15 protein-coding genes are annotated in these 15,274 nt (G+C 70.8%); 6 read left to right on the forward strand and 9 right to left on the reverse strand.

Translation table 11 applies throughout. From position 1 onward, the window contains the following. Window positions 1-6 precede the first annotated feature (6 nt). Together HJ588_RS16990 and HJ588_RS16995 are read right to left on the reverse strand one after the other, a co-directional pair. Complete coding sequence (locus tag HJ588_RS16990; RefSeq protein ID WP_171157822.1) at window positions 7-1,428, reverse strand: hemerythrin domain-containing protein; 1,422 nt, start codon at window positions 1,426-1,428, stop codon at window positions 7-9. Then, a complete protein-coding gene (locus HJ588_RS16995; RefSeq protein WP_171157824.1) occupies window positions 1,425-2,336 on the reverse strand; it encodes an LLM class flavin-dependent oxidoreductase in 912 nt (303 codons plus the stop codon). The genes HJ588_RS16990 and HJ588_RS16995 overlap by 4 nt, the downstream gene beginning before the upstream one ends. Window positions 2,337-2,446: 110 nt before the next feature. Here HJ588_RS16995 and HJ588_RS17000 point away from each other — a divergent pair, with 110 nt between their 5' ends. After that, complete coding sequence (locus HJ588_RS17000) at window positions 2,447-3,217, forward strand: DinB family protein (protein ID WP_171157827.1); 771 nt, start codon at window positions 2,447-2,449, stop codon at window positions 3,215-3,217. Next, window positions 3,214-3,885: a maleylpyruvate isomerase N-terminal domain-containing protein gene (locus tag HJ588_RS17005; protein WP_171157829.1), complete on the forward strand. Its 672-nt coding sequence runs from the start codon at window positions 3,214-3,216 to the stop codon at window positions 3,883-3,885. The genes HJ588_RS17000 and HJ588_RS17005 overlap by 4 nt, the downstream gene beginning before the upstream one ends. Before the next feature lie 10 nt (window positions 3,886-3,895). Here HJ588_RS17005 and HJ588_RS17010 read toward each other — a convergent pair whose 3' ends face one another. Genes HJ588_RS17010 through HJ588_RS17020 form a run of 3 tightly spaced genes read right to left on the reverse strand, consistent with a single transcriptional unit; the run spans window position 3,896 to window position 6,154 of the window. After that, complete coding sequence (locus HJ588_RS17010) at window positions 3,896-4,309, reverse strand: VOC family protein (RefSeq protein WP_171157831.1); 414 nt, start codon at window positions 4,307-4,309, stop codon at window positions 3,896-3,898. Beyond that, window positions 4,306-5,421, reverse strand: coding sequence for a DNA glycosylase AlkZ-like family protein (locus HJ588_RS17015; protein ID WP_171157833.1), 1,116 nt, complete (start codon window positions 5,419-5,421; stop codon window positions 4,306-4,308). Before HJ588_RS17015 ends, HJ588_RS17010 begins: the two co-directional genes overlap by 4 nt. Before the next feature lie 40 nt (window positions 5,422-5,461). Continuing rightward, on the reverse strand, window positions 5,462-6,154 hold the full coding sequence (locus HJ588_RS17020; RefSeq protein ID WP_171157835.1) for an alpha/beta hydrolase: 693 nt from the start codon (window positions 6,152-6,154) through the stop codon (window positions 5,462-5,464). A 122-nt stretch (window positions 6,155-6,276) separates the two neighbouring features. On the opposite strand from HJ588_RS17020, the gene HJ588_RS17025 reads away from it, so the two are divergent. Next, window positions 6,277-6,999, forward strand: coding sequence for a DsbA family oxidoreductase (locus HJ588_RS17025; protein WP_171157837.1), 723 nt, complete (start codon window positions 6,277-6,279; stop codon window positions 6,997-6,999). 19 nt (window positions 7,000-7,018) lie between these two features. On the opposite strand, the gene HJ588_RS17030 is transcribed toward HJ588_RS17025, so the two are convergent. Then, a complete protein-coding gene (locus tag HJ588_RS17030; RefSeq protein ID WP_171157840.1) occupies window positions 7,019-8,602 on the reverse strand; it encodes a serine/threonine-protein kinase in 1,584 nt (527 codons plus the stop codon). A 51-nt stretch (window positions 8,603-8,653) separates the two neighbouring features. Between HJ588_RS17030 and HJ588_RS17035 the strand changes: the two genes are divergently transcribed. The 3 genes from HJ588_RS17035 (at window position 8,654) to HJ588_RS17045 (ending at window position 12,144) form a co-directional block, all read left to right on the forward strand. Beyond that, entirely contained in the window at window positions 8,654-10,102 is a 1,449-nt protein-coding gene (locus HJ588_RS17035; protein WP_171157843.1) for an FAD-dependent oxidoreductase, read from the forward strand. Between the two features lie 54 nt (window positions 10,103-10,156). Further along, complete coding sequence (locus tag HJ588_RS17040; protein WP_343036772.1) at window positions 10,157-11,536, forward strand: MFS transporter; 1,380 nt, start codon at window positions 10,157-10,159, stop codon at window positions 11,534-11,536. A 248-nt stretch (window positions 11,537-11,784) separates the two neighbouring features. After that, window positions 11,785-12,144 carry an RNA polymerase-binding protein RbpA gene (locus HJ588_RS17045; protein ID WP_171157845.1) on the forward strand — a complete coding sequence of 120 codons (360 nt, stop codon included), beginning with the start codon at window positions 11,785-11,787 and terminating at the stop codon, window positions 12,142-12,144. A 107-nt stretch (window positions 12,145-12,251) separates the two neighbouring features. Here the strand turns inward: HJ588_RS17045 and HJ588_RS17050 are convergent, their stop codons facing one another. From HJ588_RS17050 to lnt, 3 genes are read right to left on the reverse strand one after another with little or no spacing between them, the layout of a single operon-like run. Beyond that, window positions 12,252-12,863, reverse strand: coding sequence for an FxsA family protein (locus HJ588_RS17050; protein ID WP_171157847.1), 612 nt, complete (start codon window positions 12,861-12,863; stop codon window positions 12,252-12,254). Window positions 12,864-12,866: 3 nt separating this feature from the next. Beyond that, window positions 12,867-13,655, reverse strand: a complete 789-nt coding sequence (locus HJ588_RS17055; protein ID WP_171157849.1) for a polyprenol monophosphomannose synthase — start codon at window positions 13,653-13,655, stop codon at window positions 12,867-12,869. After that, window positions 13,648-15,240 carry an apolipoprotein N-acyltransferase gene (gene lnt / locus HJ588_RS17060; protein ID WP_343036773.1) on the reverse strand — a complete coding sequence of 531 codons (1,593 nt, stop codon included), beginning with the start codon at window positions 15,238-15,240 and terminating at the stop codon, window positions 13,648-13,650. Before lnt ends, HJ588_RS17055 begins: the two co-directional genes overlap by 8 nt. Window positions 15,241-15,274 lie beyond the last annotated feature (34 nt).

The following is a 15,274-nucleotide window of genomic DNA, read 5'->3' on the forward strand; positions in this document are numbered from 1 at the left end:
GGCTCCTCACAACACCTGCTCCACCAGCCGCATCGCGTCGCTCAACTGATCCTCCTCGTAGGCGAGGTGGGAGTTGAGTTGCTGCTCGAAAACAGCTGCGAAATCGGCGATTTCGCCTAGCACAGCGTCGTCACTCTCGTCGTGCATCAACCGCACCAGCAACCGGTCGAGGTGCTCGAGGGCCTCCGCGATGACGTGGTGCTCCGCGGCCAGACGCTCCGTCCCCGGCGCGACCGCCGGCTCGACGGCACGGAGCATCGGGAACATCTGGGTGTCCTCGCTGCCGTGATGACCCTCGAGCTCCCTTGAGAACAAGACACATTCGTGTGCCAGGTCGCCTCGACCCACGACACGCGCGGCCTCGTTGACCGACGCCCGGGCGCGCTCCGGCGCGACCTCACCCGCGATCACCGCGGCCACGGTGGCCCGGATGTCGGCAAGTGCCTCCCGCAGGTGCTCGTGCAGGCTGCGCAACCACCGCGCGTTCTGCTCGCCCATCGGCACGAAGCGTTGCGGCGCGATGGCCGGCGCGCCGGGCCGCTCGGCGACCGGGAGCCCACCCGCGTCTCCCCAGGAGCCGGCGCGCTCGATCACCGGTGGCGCAACCCCAGCACGGCGCGACCACCTGGTCGCCGCCCGGAGCGCGGGCGCGACCTGGGCGATGAAGGGCATCGCGCTGTAACGGTCCGTCGCGGCCGGATCGACCACCACGGTGTCGAAGTCGAACTCCCGCACCAGCGCAAGTAATTCGGCCACCCATTGCCGAGGCGGCCCGTGCAGGAAACCCTCGCTGCTGCTGGAGAAGACGCCCACGACACCAAGACGACGACGCACGGTCGCGGGATCCACGCCGACGGCCCGAGCTCGCTCGACCAGACCGGCGACGGACGACGCGATCGACGCCGCATCACGGTCGCGGGTCGAGGTGCCCCACGCGCCCAGCGCGACTCCCGCCGCCAGTCCTGCCGCGTCGTCGCCGACGGCGCTGAAGTCGACATCGACCGTGGCCGGCACCGCCCGCTCCAGGAAGCCCGTGGCAGGCTCCCGGACCCAGTGCTCGCGCACCGCGTCGCGCACGTCGAGTGCCCAGCGTGCGGCGTCGTCCGGAGCGGTGCCGGGCGCCGGCCGGAGACCGACCTGGAGACGGCCTGCGCCATACGCGGCGGCGGTCGCAGCGGCACGCACCCACGCGCGCACCTGCGCCGACTCCGGATCGGTCAGGACCACGTCGTCGACCAGCACGACGCTGCCTGCGGTCACCGCCAGCATCTGCGTCGCGGCGACCCACGGGTCCGGTCCGTGCGGGTCGTCGTGCACGGCCTGGAGGTCGAAGTAGCCGCGCTCGTCCGCACGTGCGGCGCGGATCGCGGTGTTCTCCGGCGAGGTGGTCTGGCCGGGCAGGTAGGAGCCGATGCGCAATTGGCTCATGCGACGGAGGCACGCACCGGCGCGATGACTTCGGCACCGAAGCGCCGGATCAGGTCGGTGCCGAGAGCGCCCGAGGCGTCGGTGATGCCGGTGTTGAAGCCGCCGGCCCCGTGCTCCAGCACCGCCGAGGTCAGCGCGTCGACCCACTGACGCGCCGATCCGCCGACCCAGCGACCGTCGTCGGAGCGGGTGCTCGGCAGGTCACGATCGGTGAGCGCGCCACCGAAGTTGAAGATGGTGATGATGTCGGCCGGGTCGCGCCCCGCGGCCCGCGCCGCGTCGTCGATGCGCGCCCTGCCGTCACGGTAGGCCGGCGTCAGCCAGTCAGCGCCCTGCTGCGGGATCCAGCCATCGGTCAGGCGGCCGGTGATCGCGAGCGTGCGCGGCCCGCCCGCGCCGGTCCAGATCGGCGGCGTCGGCACCGTCGCCGGCGCGAGATGCCCTACCTGGTAATGCTTTCCGGTGAAATCCATGGCGGCGGCGGGGCCGCCGGTCAGGCCGCGGACGACCTCGATCGCCTCCTCGAAGGCGTCGACCGCCTGCTTCGGTGTCAGCTGCCGTACGCCCATCCGCGGGATGTGCTGCCAGAACCCGCCCGACCCCAGGCCGAGCGCGAAGCGGCCGTCCGACTGCGCGGTCAGCGCGGCGGCCGTGCGGGCCAGCATCGGTGCCGGGCGCAGCGGCAGATTGGTGACGCCGACGTAGCCGCCGATCGTCGTCGTGGCGCCGAGCAGGAAGGCGGTGCCGGCATAAGCCTCGATCAGGCCGGCGTTGTAGGGATGGTCCTGCAGCGAGAACAGGTCGAAACCGGAGGCCTCCGCGGTGCGCACCAGCTCGGTCCGCGCGGCGTCCTGCCCCACCGGGATGTTGGCCGGAAAGCTGAAGAGCGGGCGAGCCTGCAGACCCATGCGTGTCTCCCCTCGGTGCGGTTGACAGCACGCTAACTGCCCGCCGTCGCACCCGCTTCCCCGAGCGGGAAAGACTGTGGGTTGTCACAGCGCGGTGGGAAGGTGTCGTCATGACCTCGAAGCCGGAACACCCACCTGCCGTCAAGAGCTTCCGCGACGCCAACCTGCGTGGTGCGCGTTTCCGCAGTTGCGAGTTGTCGGAGGCGTCGATGCGCGGAGTGATCGTCGCCGGGATGGAGGTCGACTCGCCGTGGCTCTTCGACGGCGACGAGCCGTTCCTCGTCAACGGCGTCGACGTGCTGCCCTATGTCGATGCCGAGCTGGACAAGCGGTTCCCCGGGCGCGGGCAGCGACATGCCGACACGCCCGACGGTCTGCGCGACGCCTGGGCGGTGCTCCAGCGCGCCTGGGCGGCCACCACCGAGCGGGTGGCGGCGATGCCGCCGGGCACGGTTGACGTCTCGGTCGACGAGGAGTGGTCCTTCGCGCAGACCCTGCGTCATCTGGTGATGGCGACCGACGTGTGGCTGGGCCGGTCGATCCTGGGGCGCGACCCCGGCTATCACCCGATCGGCCTGCCCTACGACGGCTACGCGGAGGACGGCAACGACACGTCCTTCTTCACCACCGAAAAACCTTCGTATGACGAGGTGCTCGCCGCCCGGGCAGACCGCGTGGGGATGGTCGCCGACTATCTCGCGCAGGTCACGCCGGAGGAGCTGCGCATCCAACGCGCCAACCCCTGGGCGCCGCAATATCCCGAGACGACCCTCAGCTGCCTGCACACCATCCTCGACGAGGAGTGGGAGCACCTGCGCTACGCCGAGCGGGACCTCGACGCGATCGCCCGCGCGGACACCCCGTCCGGTGAGCGGCCGTGAGCACCGATCCCCTCACAATCCCTCTGGAGGAGGCACGCACGGCGTGCGTGGACTCGATCGAGTCCTTCCTGGCCGCCGCGGATGCCGTGCCCGAGCTGGACCTGCTCGACGCCTCACGGTGCCGCGGCTGGTCCCGCCTCGACGTGCTCACCCATGTCGTCGGCGGAGGTCAGCAGATGCTGACCGGGCTGATCGACCGGGTCGACGACGCACCCACCGTCGACGCCGCGAGCTACTGGCCCACCTTCCGGGCTCGCTACGGCGATGACGACCCGATCGCGGTGCTGATGGCTCAACGCCGGCGGGCAGATGCCTACGGGCGGCCCGACTCCGCGCGACGGCAGCTGCGCGACGTCGCCGCTCCCCTGCTGCGCGGCGTGTCCGCTCTGCCTGATGGCCAATACCGCTGGGGCAGTGAGGTATTCGCGGCGGGCGATTACCTCGCCGTCTGGGCGGTCGAAAACGTCGTGCACCAACTCGACCTCGCGACCGACGCCCCGCTGCCTGCCTCGGCGCTGGAGCTCGGCCGGCGCACGGTGGATGCGTTGTTGGCGACCCCGTTCCCGACGGAGTGGACCGACGAGCAGGCCGTGCTGGTCGGCACCGGGCGCGTGCCGGTGCCGGAGGGGCTGCCGTCATACGGTGCGGAGGTGCCGGTGCTCGGCTGAGCGAGCGGTCTCAGCCCGCCGACACGAGCAGGCAGAACGGGTGCCCGGCCGGGTCGACCAGCACGTAGAGCGGCTCGTCCGGCTCGTCGCTGCGATCGAAGCGCAGGGTGGCACCGAGGGCCTCGGCCCGCGCCCGCTGCCGCTCCAACTCCTCCCGGGTCGGCACCCGGAAGTCGTGATGCATCTGCTTCGGCACCACATGCGACGGCCAGGTCGGCCGGTTGAGGTGCGGCACCTGCTGGATCGCGAAGACCCGCCCGCCGTCGGCGTCGAGCAGCACCAGCCAGTCGGCGTCGTCGTCGCCGGTTGCGGGCACCTCGTCGCCCGGTCGGTAGTGCAGACCGAGGAACTCGCGGTAGAACTCCGCGAGCGCCCGGCAGTCGGTGGCGTCCAGCGCGGTGTGCATCAGGATCGGGAAGCTCATGACGCGCTCCAATCTAGGTCGAGTGCGAGCCAGCGCGCCAGGGAAGCGATCTCCCGATCGATCGCCGACGTCATCGCCGCGGTGAAGTCGACGTCGCGGTGCAGCGCGTTGACCCGCAGCACGCCACGGTCGAAGTCGGTCTTCGCGTCCAGCTTGCCGACGAGCCGGTCGCCATAGAGCACCGGGAGCGCGTAGTAACCCCAGCGGCGCTTGGCCTTCGGCTTGTACATCTCGAGCTGGTAGTCGAAGTCGAACAGCTCGGTCATCCGCTTGCGGTCGAAGATCAGCCGGTCCAACGGCGAGAGGATCGCCGCTCGCCCGCGGAACGGCTGCCCCAACTGCTCCGGATCGACCCGCCATCGCCCGCGCACCCCCTCGACCACGGCCTCCTCCCCCGCACGGCCGGCGTCGTTGCGCTCACCCGACGGCAACTCGGCGGCGCGGCCGCGTGCGATCCCGAGCGACGTCAGCCGGCGCCGGTCGCGCTCGGCCACCGCTTCGGCGTCGGGCACGGTCTCGGTCTCGGGATAGACACGTTCGGCGAGGTCCCAGACCCGGGCACCGGACCGATCGCGTCCGGCAACCGCCACCTCCCCGCGAGCCGCCATGAAGTCGAGCATCCGCACGACGTTCTGGTTGTTGGTCCAGCCGCTCGACCGCCACGGCACCTCGCAGGTGTCCTCGAACGCGGCGGCCGGCTGCGGCCCGTCCGCGCGCAGCTGGGCGAGGATGTCGTCACGACACAGAAAATTGGCGTCGAACCATTCCGCCTGGGCAATCTCCCAGTCCCGCAACGGTTCTCGGCCCGGCCAGAGCGCCATCTCCGCGCGGAACAAGCCGATGTCGTCCGCCGGCCGCAGGAAGCTGCTCAGCTCCACGAGCTCGCCGGCCGCCACCAGGTCCTCCAGCTCCCCGGGCCGGTATGCCGGGCCGAGCCGCGACCAGCAGACGAGCTCGGGACTGGGTGCGACCGCGTTGACCAGATCGACCTGCACCGCATAGAGCTGGCGCACGACCGCCCGCAGGTCGGTCGGGCGCGGAGCGCTCAGCAGCTGTGCGCGCACGGCGATGCGTCGCGCGTCGGTCTTGCTGAGGTGGTGCACCTGCGGCATACGCACGACCGTATGCCGCAGGTGCGACAAGCGGAACTGATCAGGAGGTAGCCGCGGCCGCCTCGTCGATCAGGTCGGCGATCGCGGCCGGCTGTGACGCCAGCGACGCGTGGCTGGCGTCGAGCTCGATGGTCTTCTTCGGGTTCATCCGCTGCGCCATCCGGCGCTCGTTGTCCGGGTCGATCATCCGGTCCTGCGTCGACACCTGATACCAGGTCGGCTTGGCCTTCCACGCCGGCTGGGTGACGTTGTCGCCGAAGGTCGAGGCCAGCGGCGCCTTCTGGGTGACCGCCATGACGAGCGCCTGGTCCTCGGGCAGGTCCTGGCAGAAGCTCTCGCCGAACTTGTCCTGTGTGACCCAGAGGTAGCCGTCCGAGTCCGGCGCGACGTTTTCGATCGCTGCCGGCGGGTGCTCCTCGCTGATCCCGCCCGGGCTCTCGCCCGCGTCGGGTGCGAACGCCGCGACATACACCAGGCCCACCACGTTGGGCTGGTTGCCGGCCTCGGTGATCACCGCACCGCCGTAGGAGTGGCCGACGAGCAGCACCGGCCCGTCGATCTGGGCGACCATCTTGCGGGTGCGTTCGGCGTCGTCGGCCAGCGAGGTCAGCGGGTTCTCGACCGCGTGCAGGTCGGTGTAACCGCGCTTGTTGAGTTCGGTGATGACCCCGGCCCAGTGGGCGGCGCCGCCCCAGAAACCGTGGACGAGTACGACTGCCGGCTTGTCGGCCATTGGTGGAACCTCTCGATCGGGGAACCTGCGGGCGATCTGACAACCGCCCAGGTCAACGTAACAACATCCGATGCCTGGTGGAGCCGGAGGAATGCCCAGGTTTGACCCGGTGTTCCCCCACCATGAAGGTGGACATCTGGTCAGACATCGCGTGCCCCTGGTGCTACATCGGCAAGCGCCGCTTCGAAGCGGGACTGAAGAACTTCGCACATGCCGACGATGTCGAAATCGCTTGGCACAGCTTTCAATTGGACCCAAGCCTGCCCGAGCACTACGACGGCAGCGAGGTCGACTACCTCGTCGAGCGCAAGGGTATGCCGCGCGCCGGGGTCGAGCAGATGACCGCACACGTTAAGGCGCAGGCCGCCGAGGTCGGGCTCGACTACGACTTCGACAACCTCGTGGTCGCCAACAGCCTGCGCGCCCACCGGCTGCTGCACCTGGCCGCACGCCACGGCGTCGCGGACGCGGTCAAGGAAGCGCTCCTCTCGGCGCACTTCGAGCGGGGCGTCGACATCGGCGACCCGGACCGCCTGGTCGAGATCGGCACGGCCGCGGGCCTTGCCGCCGACGAGGTGCGCGCCGCGCTCGACGACGAGACGCTGGGCGCCGAGGTCGAGGCCGACTTCGCGCGGGCGCGGGCCTACGGGATCCAGGGTGTGCCGTTCTACGTGATCGACGAGAAGTTCGGCGTGTCCGGCGCGCAACCGGCCGAGGTGTTCACCGACGCACTCAACCAGGCGTGGGCCGATGCCCACCCGCTGGTGATGCCGGTCGCCGAGGGCGCGGTCTGCGGCCCGGACGGCTGCGACCCGGTCGAGCAGAAGGCGTCCGACGCCAAGTGATCGCAGCGCAATTCGCCGCTCAGACCTCCGGCGTCCAGTAGGTGACGATGCGCTCGGTGAAGACCGAGCCGCTGTCGGTGGTGACCGTGAGGGTCTGCGGCGTGATGTTGTAGACCGACTGATTCTTGGTCAGCAGCCAGCCGTCGCCGATCCGGTTCACTTCGTTGATCACCACTGACCCCGCGGAGTCGTCCCACCCCTTGTAGTAGGCGGGCGCGGCGTCGCCCGCCTTGTCGCAGATCGAGAATTTCGCGCGGTGGGTGACCGCGGGGTCGGTGGTGCTCGGATAGACGGTGCTTCCGACCGCCAGGGCCTGGTCACTGCCCTCGCAGCGTGCGCTTGGCTGGTCGGTGAAGCCCTGCCGGTCCCAATTGGCATTCACCGGAATCGGTTTCACCGGTGTGGTCGGTTCCGTCGACGGAGTCGCGCTGGGCAGCAGGCTGCTGTGACCGACGACGCCGACCGGGTCCGATGCGGAGGCTGACGGCTCGCCGCTGCCGCCGAACGGATCGAGCAGGAGGGCACCGGCGACGGTCGTCGCACCGACGACCAGTGCGGCGATCCCCCACAACCACGGGTTGTTGCCGCGCCGACGGCTGCCCGGTCCGGGCGCGGGGTGTGGCGGCCGCGTGGCGGGCCGGGCACCCCCGTGGGAAGTCGCCCTCGGTGACGGGCCTGCGCGGGGCCGCCCCCGCGGCACCGGCGCGGAGTGCGCCACCGGCATCGGCCGGGACAGCTCCCGGTGCACCCGCGACCGAGCGGTGCCGGACAGCGCGTCGGCGGCGTCGCGCACGAGCGCACCGGCATTCGCCGGGCGGTCCGCCGGGTTCTTCGCGAGCGCCCGCTGCACGACCGCGTCGAGGGCGGACATGTCGGTGTCGGGCAACCGCGCGGGCAGGTGCGGCGGCGCGTCATACAGGTGCGCCTTGATCAGCCGGCTGAGGTCGCGATGCGCGAAAGGCGCTGTGCCGGCGAGACATTCGTAGAGCACGCAACCGAGTGCGTAGACATCCGAGCTCGCCGTCACCGGGCTCTCGTCGAAGCGCTCCGGTGCCATGTATCGCACCGACCCCATCGCACTGCCGTCGCGTGTCACGCGCGTCTCGTCGGGCCGCGCCGCGATGCCGAAGTCGGCCAGGTAGGCGAAGTCGCCGTCGGTGACGATGATGTTCTCCGGCTTGACGTCGCGGTGCACCAGGCCGTCGGCGTGCGCCGCGTCCAGGGCCGCGGCAACCTGGCCGAGCAGCGCCAGGGCCCGCGTCGGCGGCATCGGGCCGTCGCGCATCACCTCCCGCAACTCCTTGCCGTGCACCAGGCGCATGTCGATGAAGAGCACGCCGTCGATCTCGCCGAAGTCGTGGATGGGGATGATGTGCGGCTCCCCCAGCCGGGCGGCGAGCCGCGCCTCCCGGCGGAAGCGGTCACGGTAGGCGGCGTCGGCCGCGAGGTCGGTCGGGAGCAGCTTCAGCGCGACGTCCCGCTCGCGCACCGTGTCGAATGCCGAGTAGACAACCCCCATCCCTCCCCGGCCGAGCACCTCACCGAGCCGGTACGGCCCGAAACTGCGCTCGTCCGAGTCTGATTCGTTATCGTCTTCGCCCATTTCGTCCCCTCCTGGCACCAACCCCCTGCCCGGCCGGCACGTCTTCACAGTATGCAGACGATCACGCGACGGGGCGCGTTGATGGCGGCCACCGCATCTTTGACCAGCGGCCTGGCCGCGATATCGGACCCGCCCGCCGACGCGGCGGCCGGTGCACCGAGCCGGGCCGACTGGGTGGCGTTCGCGCGCACCGTCGCCGGGCCGGTCTACCTGCCGGGCACCGCGTCATACACCACCGGCAAGCAGCTGTTCGACCGCAGGTTCGACGGCTCCACGCCCGCCGCGGTCATGGTTGTGCAGCGTTCGGCGGACATCGGCCGGGCGATGGCCTTCACCCGCCGCTTCGGCATGCAGGTCACCGCGCGCAGCGGCGGACACTCGTATGTCGGTGCGTCCGCCGCCGCCCGCACGCTCGTGCTCGACCTGCGCCCGCTGCGCAGCGTCAGCTACGACCCCTCCAGCGGCACCGTGCTCGTCGGCGCCGGCGCGGGTCTGTTCGACGTAAAGCGCCAGCTCGCCGCGCGCGGCCGGGCGCTGCCGACGGGCACCTGTCCGACCGTCGGTGTCAGCGGTCTCACCCTCGGCGGTGGCCTCGGAGTGGAGTCGCGGGCGCATGGTCTGACCTGCGACCGGCTGGTCGCCGCGACCATGACGCTGCCCGACGGCCGGTCGATCACCGTCGACGCCGCACACTCCCCCGGCGCGTTCTGGGCGCTGCGCGGAGGCGGCGGGGGCAATCTCGGCGTGGTCACCGCGCTGCGTTTCGCCACCCACGCGGCGACCGCCAAGGGCATCTTCACGCTGACCTTCGCCGGCAGTGCCGCCGCCCGGGTCGTCACCGGCTGGGCCCGCTGGGTCGCCTCCGCTCCGCGGTCACAGTGGGCCGGCGTGCATCTCGACGCGCTCGGCAACGGCAGGCTGCACGTGAGCATCCTCGGCGTCACCGAGGCGGGGGCGGAGCGGTCTGCCGCCGCGGCGGTGCGGTCCGCCGTCGGGGTCGCCCCGGTCGGCCAGTCCTACCGGCGCCTGTCCTACCTCGACACCGCCGTCTATCTGGGCGGCGGCACGACCTCGGCCCGGCAGGGCTTCGTCGGCGGCTCCGACGTCTTCGCCCGCCTCGATGCCGACGCCGCTGCCGCCATCGTCGCCGCGGTCACGGGCCGGTCCCGGGCCGGCGGCACCGGCAGCGCCCTGCTCGACCCGCTCACCGGAGCGGTCGGCGACCCGGCACCGACCGCGACCGCCTTCCCCTGGCGCAACCACCTCGCCTCCCTGCAGTGGTATGTCGGCGTCGGGGCGCCGTCCGGCTATGCCTCGGCGGCCGCCTGGATCGGCACGGCGCACCGGGCGGTCGGCCGATGGTCGTCCGGCGGCTACGTCAACTACCTCGAGACCGGGCAGCCCGCCGCCCGCTACTACGCCGGCAACCTGCCCCGGCTGGCGCAGCTGCGTGCCGCCTACGATCCCGGTCGCCGGGTGCACAGCGGGCTCACCTTCTGATCGAGGTTGAAGCTTGCGCGCCGCACCGTCGGCCGTGATGTGCAAGGGTGCACCGTGACCTTGCTCAGCTCCGATTTCGTGCCGGTCTCCAGTCCGGAGCAACGGCGACTGCAGCGCAGCTGGTACTGGTACGACTGGGCGGCCGCGTCCTACGTGACGGTGACCGCGGCGGTGCTGCTCTCGCCATACCTCACCTCGATCGCCAATCGCGAGGCCTGCCCGGCCCAGCCGAGCGGCGACACCTGCAACGCCAACCTGCACGTGCTCGGCATCGGCATCGCGCCCGGTTCGCTGGTGCCCTACATGCTCACCCTGTCAACGGTCCTCTCGGCGATCGTCCTGGTCTTCGTCGGTGCGATCGCCGACCGGTCACGGCACCCGATCAGGCTGCTCGGCGGCTTCACGTATGTCGGGGCCGCCGCGGCGTGCTCGATGATCTTCATCGGCGGCGACAACTGGGAGCTCGGGGTGGTGCTCGCGATCGTCGCCAATCTTGCGCTCGGGGCCGCCCTCATCGTCTACTCCGCGGTCATGGTTCGGATCACTCCCCCGGACGACCGCGACCACGTGTCGTCGCGTGGCTGGGCCTACGGCTACCTCGGCGGCGGCTCTCTGCTCGCCGCCACGCTGGTGCTGCTGATCGTCCACGACGCGATCGGCCTCGACAAGGAGGGCGCGGTGCGGGTCGCCTTCCTGGTCGCCGGACTGTGGTGGGCGCTGTTCGCGATCATCCCGCTGCGCGGGTTGCGGCACCTGACGGGCGTGCCGCTGGAGAGCGCGGCCACCGGCATACGGGGCAGCCTGCGGCAGCTGCGGGCGACCTTCGCGTCGCTGCGCTACTACCCGCAGACCAAGCGCTTCCTCTTCGCCTACCTGTTCTACAACGACGGCATGCAGACGGTGATCGCCGTCGCCAGCCTCTACGGCAGCAAGCAGCTGGGCTTCAGCGAGAGTCAGCTGGTCGTCACCATCCTCCTGGTGCAGTTCGTGGCGTTCTTCGGCGCGCTCGCCTTCGGCCGGCTCGCCTACCGGCACGGCGCCCAGCGGATGATCTACTCCAGCCTGTTCCTCTGGACCGCGGTGGTGTGCATCGCGTGCTTCCTGCCCGACGGGCAGTTCGCGCTGTGGCTGTTGCTCGCCGCCGGCATCGGGGTGGTGCTCGGTGGGAGCCAGTCGCTGTCCCGGTCGCTCTACAGCGGGCTGATCCCGGCCGGCCGCGAATCGGAGTTCTTCAGCCTCTACCAGGCCATGGAGCGGGGCACGAGCTGGCTCGGCACGCTCGTCTTCGGTTTGGTCTATCAGTGGTTCCGGGACTACCGTCTGTCGATCGTGGCGTTGGTCATCTTCTTCGGCGTCGGTGCGATCGCGTTGCGCGGCGTACGGGTGCGCGAAGGGATCGTCGCGGCCGGCAACACCCCGCCACAGGTGGTGTGAGCCGAGGCCGCGCAGCCCGCAGCCGCGGCCGTTCAGCAAACTGACAGGCGCGCACGGCAACCATTCCGGGTGCCCGTACGTCCTTCATGGTGAGACGGCGCATCGGGGCGTGCCGACGGAGGTCGAAGTCACGTCCTGCAGCGGGAACACGATGACCCGATCGACCGTTGAAGCACACAGATCGCCGAGATGCAAGACCTAATTTTCCGCATCGCTCTCGGCAGCCGACGAGGAAGAAGTGATGGGCCATGGCAGAGCGTTCGTTGCGAGGAACCAACCTCAGCACATTGTCGCTGGAGACTGAGGAGGGCATCGCCTTCAGTGAGCGACAGATCGTGCGTTACGTGTGCCCCGAAGGTCACGTGAGCGAACTGCCGTTCTCCGTCGAGGCCGAGATCCCGGGGCTGTGGGAGTGCCGTTGTGGCGCCGAGGCCAAGCTGCAGGACGGCCCCGAGCCGCAGCGCAAGCCGGTCAAGCCGCAGCGCACCCACTGGGACATGCTGCTCGAGCGCCGTTCGATCCCGGAGCTGGAGGAGCTGCTCGAGGAGCGGCTGACGCTGCTGCGCGCCTCCCGTGGCGAGAAGCCGCGCCGCAAGCGCAGCGCCTGATTTCCTCGTACTCCAAGCCCGACCACGAGAAAGGGCCGGTCGACCGCAAAGGTCGGCCGGCCCTTTCTCATGCCGTATGACGGGGCGCCGCTCAGGTCGGCGACAGGTCAGCGACGCCGGCGGCGCGGGTCGTCGTCATCGGGCTCGTCGTCCCCGACGATCCGGCCCTCGATGATCCATCGGCCGTTGCCCTGTCGCGACGGCTCGTCGTCCTCGATGATCTCGCCGTCGATGATGTCGAGATCCTCCCTGCGCGAGCGCCCGGAGTAGCCGCCCATGCCCCCTGCGCCGGGCATCCCGCCGAGCCCCGGCATGCCGACACCCGCCACCACGCGGCGGCCGATCATCAGCTGCAGCAGGCGCCGCGACACCGACCGCATGCCGGGCAGGATGAGGATCAGGCCGATCAGCGAGGTGACGAAGCCGGGGATGAGCAGCAGCAGCCCGCCGACCACCAGCTGCGGCGCGTCGGCGACCTCAGGAGCGGGCGGCCGGCCGGTGGCCATCGCCTGCCGGACCTCGCGCACGGCGCCGGCCGAGGCGCGTTTGATCACCACGACACCGGCGCAGAAGCACGCGAGGAGGGCGAGCAGCGTCCACCAGCCGATGGCCTTCCAGACCAGCACGATCACGACGATCTCGATGATCGGCATCAGCAGGGCGAGGACAAGCAGCAGCCGCACCCAGAACGGGCGGCGAGGGCGCACGGGAGTCGTCATTTGTCAGAGTGAACGCCGGCGGGCGCCGGTACGTTCCGCCAGCGAGCGCAGCTGACCCACGCGGTAGCGCACGCCCCACCGGGTGATGTTGCGCAGGGACTCCCGGGCGATGTCGGGGTTCATCTTGGACTGGCCGATCTCGCGCTCGACGAACGTGATCGGCACCTCGACGATGCGCAGGTCACGGCGCACCGCCCGCCAGGTGAGGTCGGCCTGGAAGCAGTAGCCGTAGGAGTCGACGTCGTCCAGGCCCATCGCGCGCAGCGCATCGGCGCGGTAGACCCGGAAGCCGGCGGTCGCGTCGTTGACCGGCATGCCGAGCAGGGTCTTGATGTAGATGTTGCCGCCGATGCTCAGCACCTTGCGGCTGAGTGGCCAGTTGACGATCTTGCCGCCGGGCACCCAGCGCGAGCCGATCACGACGTCGGCATCGGCCGCCTGCGCCAGCATCGCCGGGAGCGTCTCCGGCGGGTGCGAGCCGTCGGCGTCGATCTCGACCAGCGCGTCGTATCCGCGGGCGAGGCCCCACTCGAAGCCCGCGAGGTAGGCCCGTCCGAGACCTTCCTTGCCGGTGCGGTGCAGCACCTGCACGTGCGGGTCGGCCGCGGCGAGTTCGTCGGCGACCTCGCCGGTGCCGTCGGGCGAGTTGTCGTCCAGCACCAGGACGTCGGCGTCGGGCACGCTCTCGCGCAGGCGCCGCACGATCAGCGGCAGGTTCTCGCGTTCGTTGTAGGTCGGGACGAGCGCCAGCACCTTGGTGAGCGGCGGTCGTGCGGTCGTGGCGTCAGACAACCTCGTGGACCTCCTGGCTCGATGCGGTGCGGCGGCGTGCCGCCCGGTTGCCGCCGATGGCGGCACCGCACAGTAGCAACGCCGCCGCAGAGCCGAGCCATTCGGGCACTGCGCCGACGCGTGTCGCGAGGGTCTGTCCCGTGCGCAGCGGCAGTTCGTCGTTCATCGCGGCCGGGGTGAACTGACCGGTCTTGTCGTGCACCTGCCCGTCCGGGGTGATCAGACCGCTCACCCCGACGGTCGACACGTGCACGATCGACCGGCCGAGCTCGATGGCGCGGATCCGCGAGATCGCGAGCTGCTGCTCGGACTCCGCGGTGCGCCCGAACGTGGCGTTGTTGGTCTGCACCGCGAGGATCTGCGCTCCCTCCTTCACCGGGTTGCGGGTGAGGGAGTCGTAGGCGACCTCGAAGCAGATGATCGGCGCGACCTTGACGATGCCGTCGGACGTGGTCGGCACCTTGAACAGGCCGGTCTTGGTGCCGGCGGTGAAGTTGCCGGCCAGGTCGACGGTCTTGGTGAAGGTGCGGAAGAACGACCGGTAGGGCATGTACTCCGCGAACGGCACCGGGTGCTGCTTGACGTAGCGGTCGACGATCCCCTTGTCGGGCACGTAGAGCAGCGAGGTGTTGCTGGTCTGGGGCGCCGGCTCCTGCAGCACCGCACCGACGATGATCGGCAGCCCGATCCGGTTGACGGTCTGGATGATCTCGGTGCCGGCGTCGGCGTTGCGGGTGGGGTCGATGTCGGAGGCGTTCTCGGGCCAGATCACCAGCGCCGGCTCCGGCATCGTGCCGGCCTTGATCTGGGCCGCGGCCTGGTCGGTGACGCGGATGTGATTGTCGAGCACGGCGCGGCGCTGCGCGTTGAAGTCCAGGCCCGCGGTCGGCACGTTGCCCTGGATGGCGAGCACCCGCACCTTCTTGCCGCCGCTCGGGGTCGGGTATGCCGCAGCGAGCCCGATGACTGCCAGCACCGCGACGACCGGGCCCAGCCGGCGCACGGTGGCCGCGACCGGGACCCCGCGGCGCACCCGGTCGATGCTGAGTGCGAGCAGGCCGCCGAGCAGCGCGACGACGAAGGTGAGGCCGGGTGCGCCGAAGATCGACGCCAGGTGTGCCAGCGGTGAGTTCGCCTGTGACCAGGCCAGCCGGGACCAGGGGAAGCCGCCGAACGGCATCGAGTCGCGCACTGCTTCCTGCAGCACCCAGAGCAGTGCGATGGCGAGCGGCCGGACGTGCGGCCCGTCGGGCGGCGACAGCCACTTCGGCAGCCGCTGCCAGCGGCGGGCTGACTGCACGAGGGCGCAGCCGGCGGCCATCAGCGCGATGTAGATCGACTCGGTGACCGCGAGGGCCAGCCAGGGAAAGGCGCCCACGTAGGTGCCGGCCCAGTGCAGCGTCGGCCCGAAGCAGGCGAATCCCGCGACCAGGCCGAGCAGGAAACCGGTGCGTGCCCGGGCCCCCTTGGTGGCCAGCGCGAGCAACGCCACGCCGACGATGGACATCGGCCACAGGGCAGGTCCGGGAAATGACAGCCACAGGCTGAGGCCGGCGGCGACCGCCAGGGCCAAGCGTCGGATCACGGGCACCAGAGTAGGTGACCGGCCTATGACGGGC

This window comes from Flexivirga aerilata (assembly GCF_013002715.1).
In the GTDB taxonomy this organism is placed as follows: domain Bacteria; phylum Actinomycetota; class Actinomycetes; order Actinomycetales; family Dermatophilaceae; genus Flexivirga; species Flexivirga aerilata.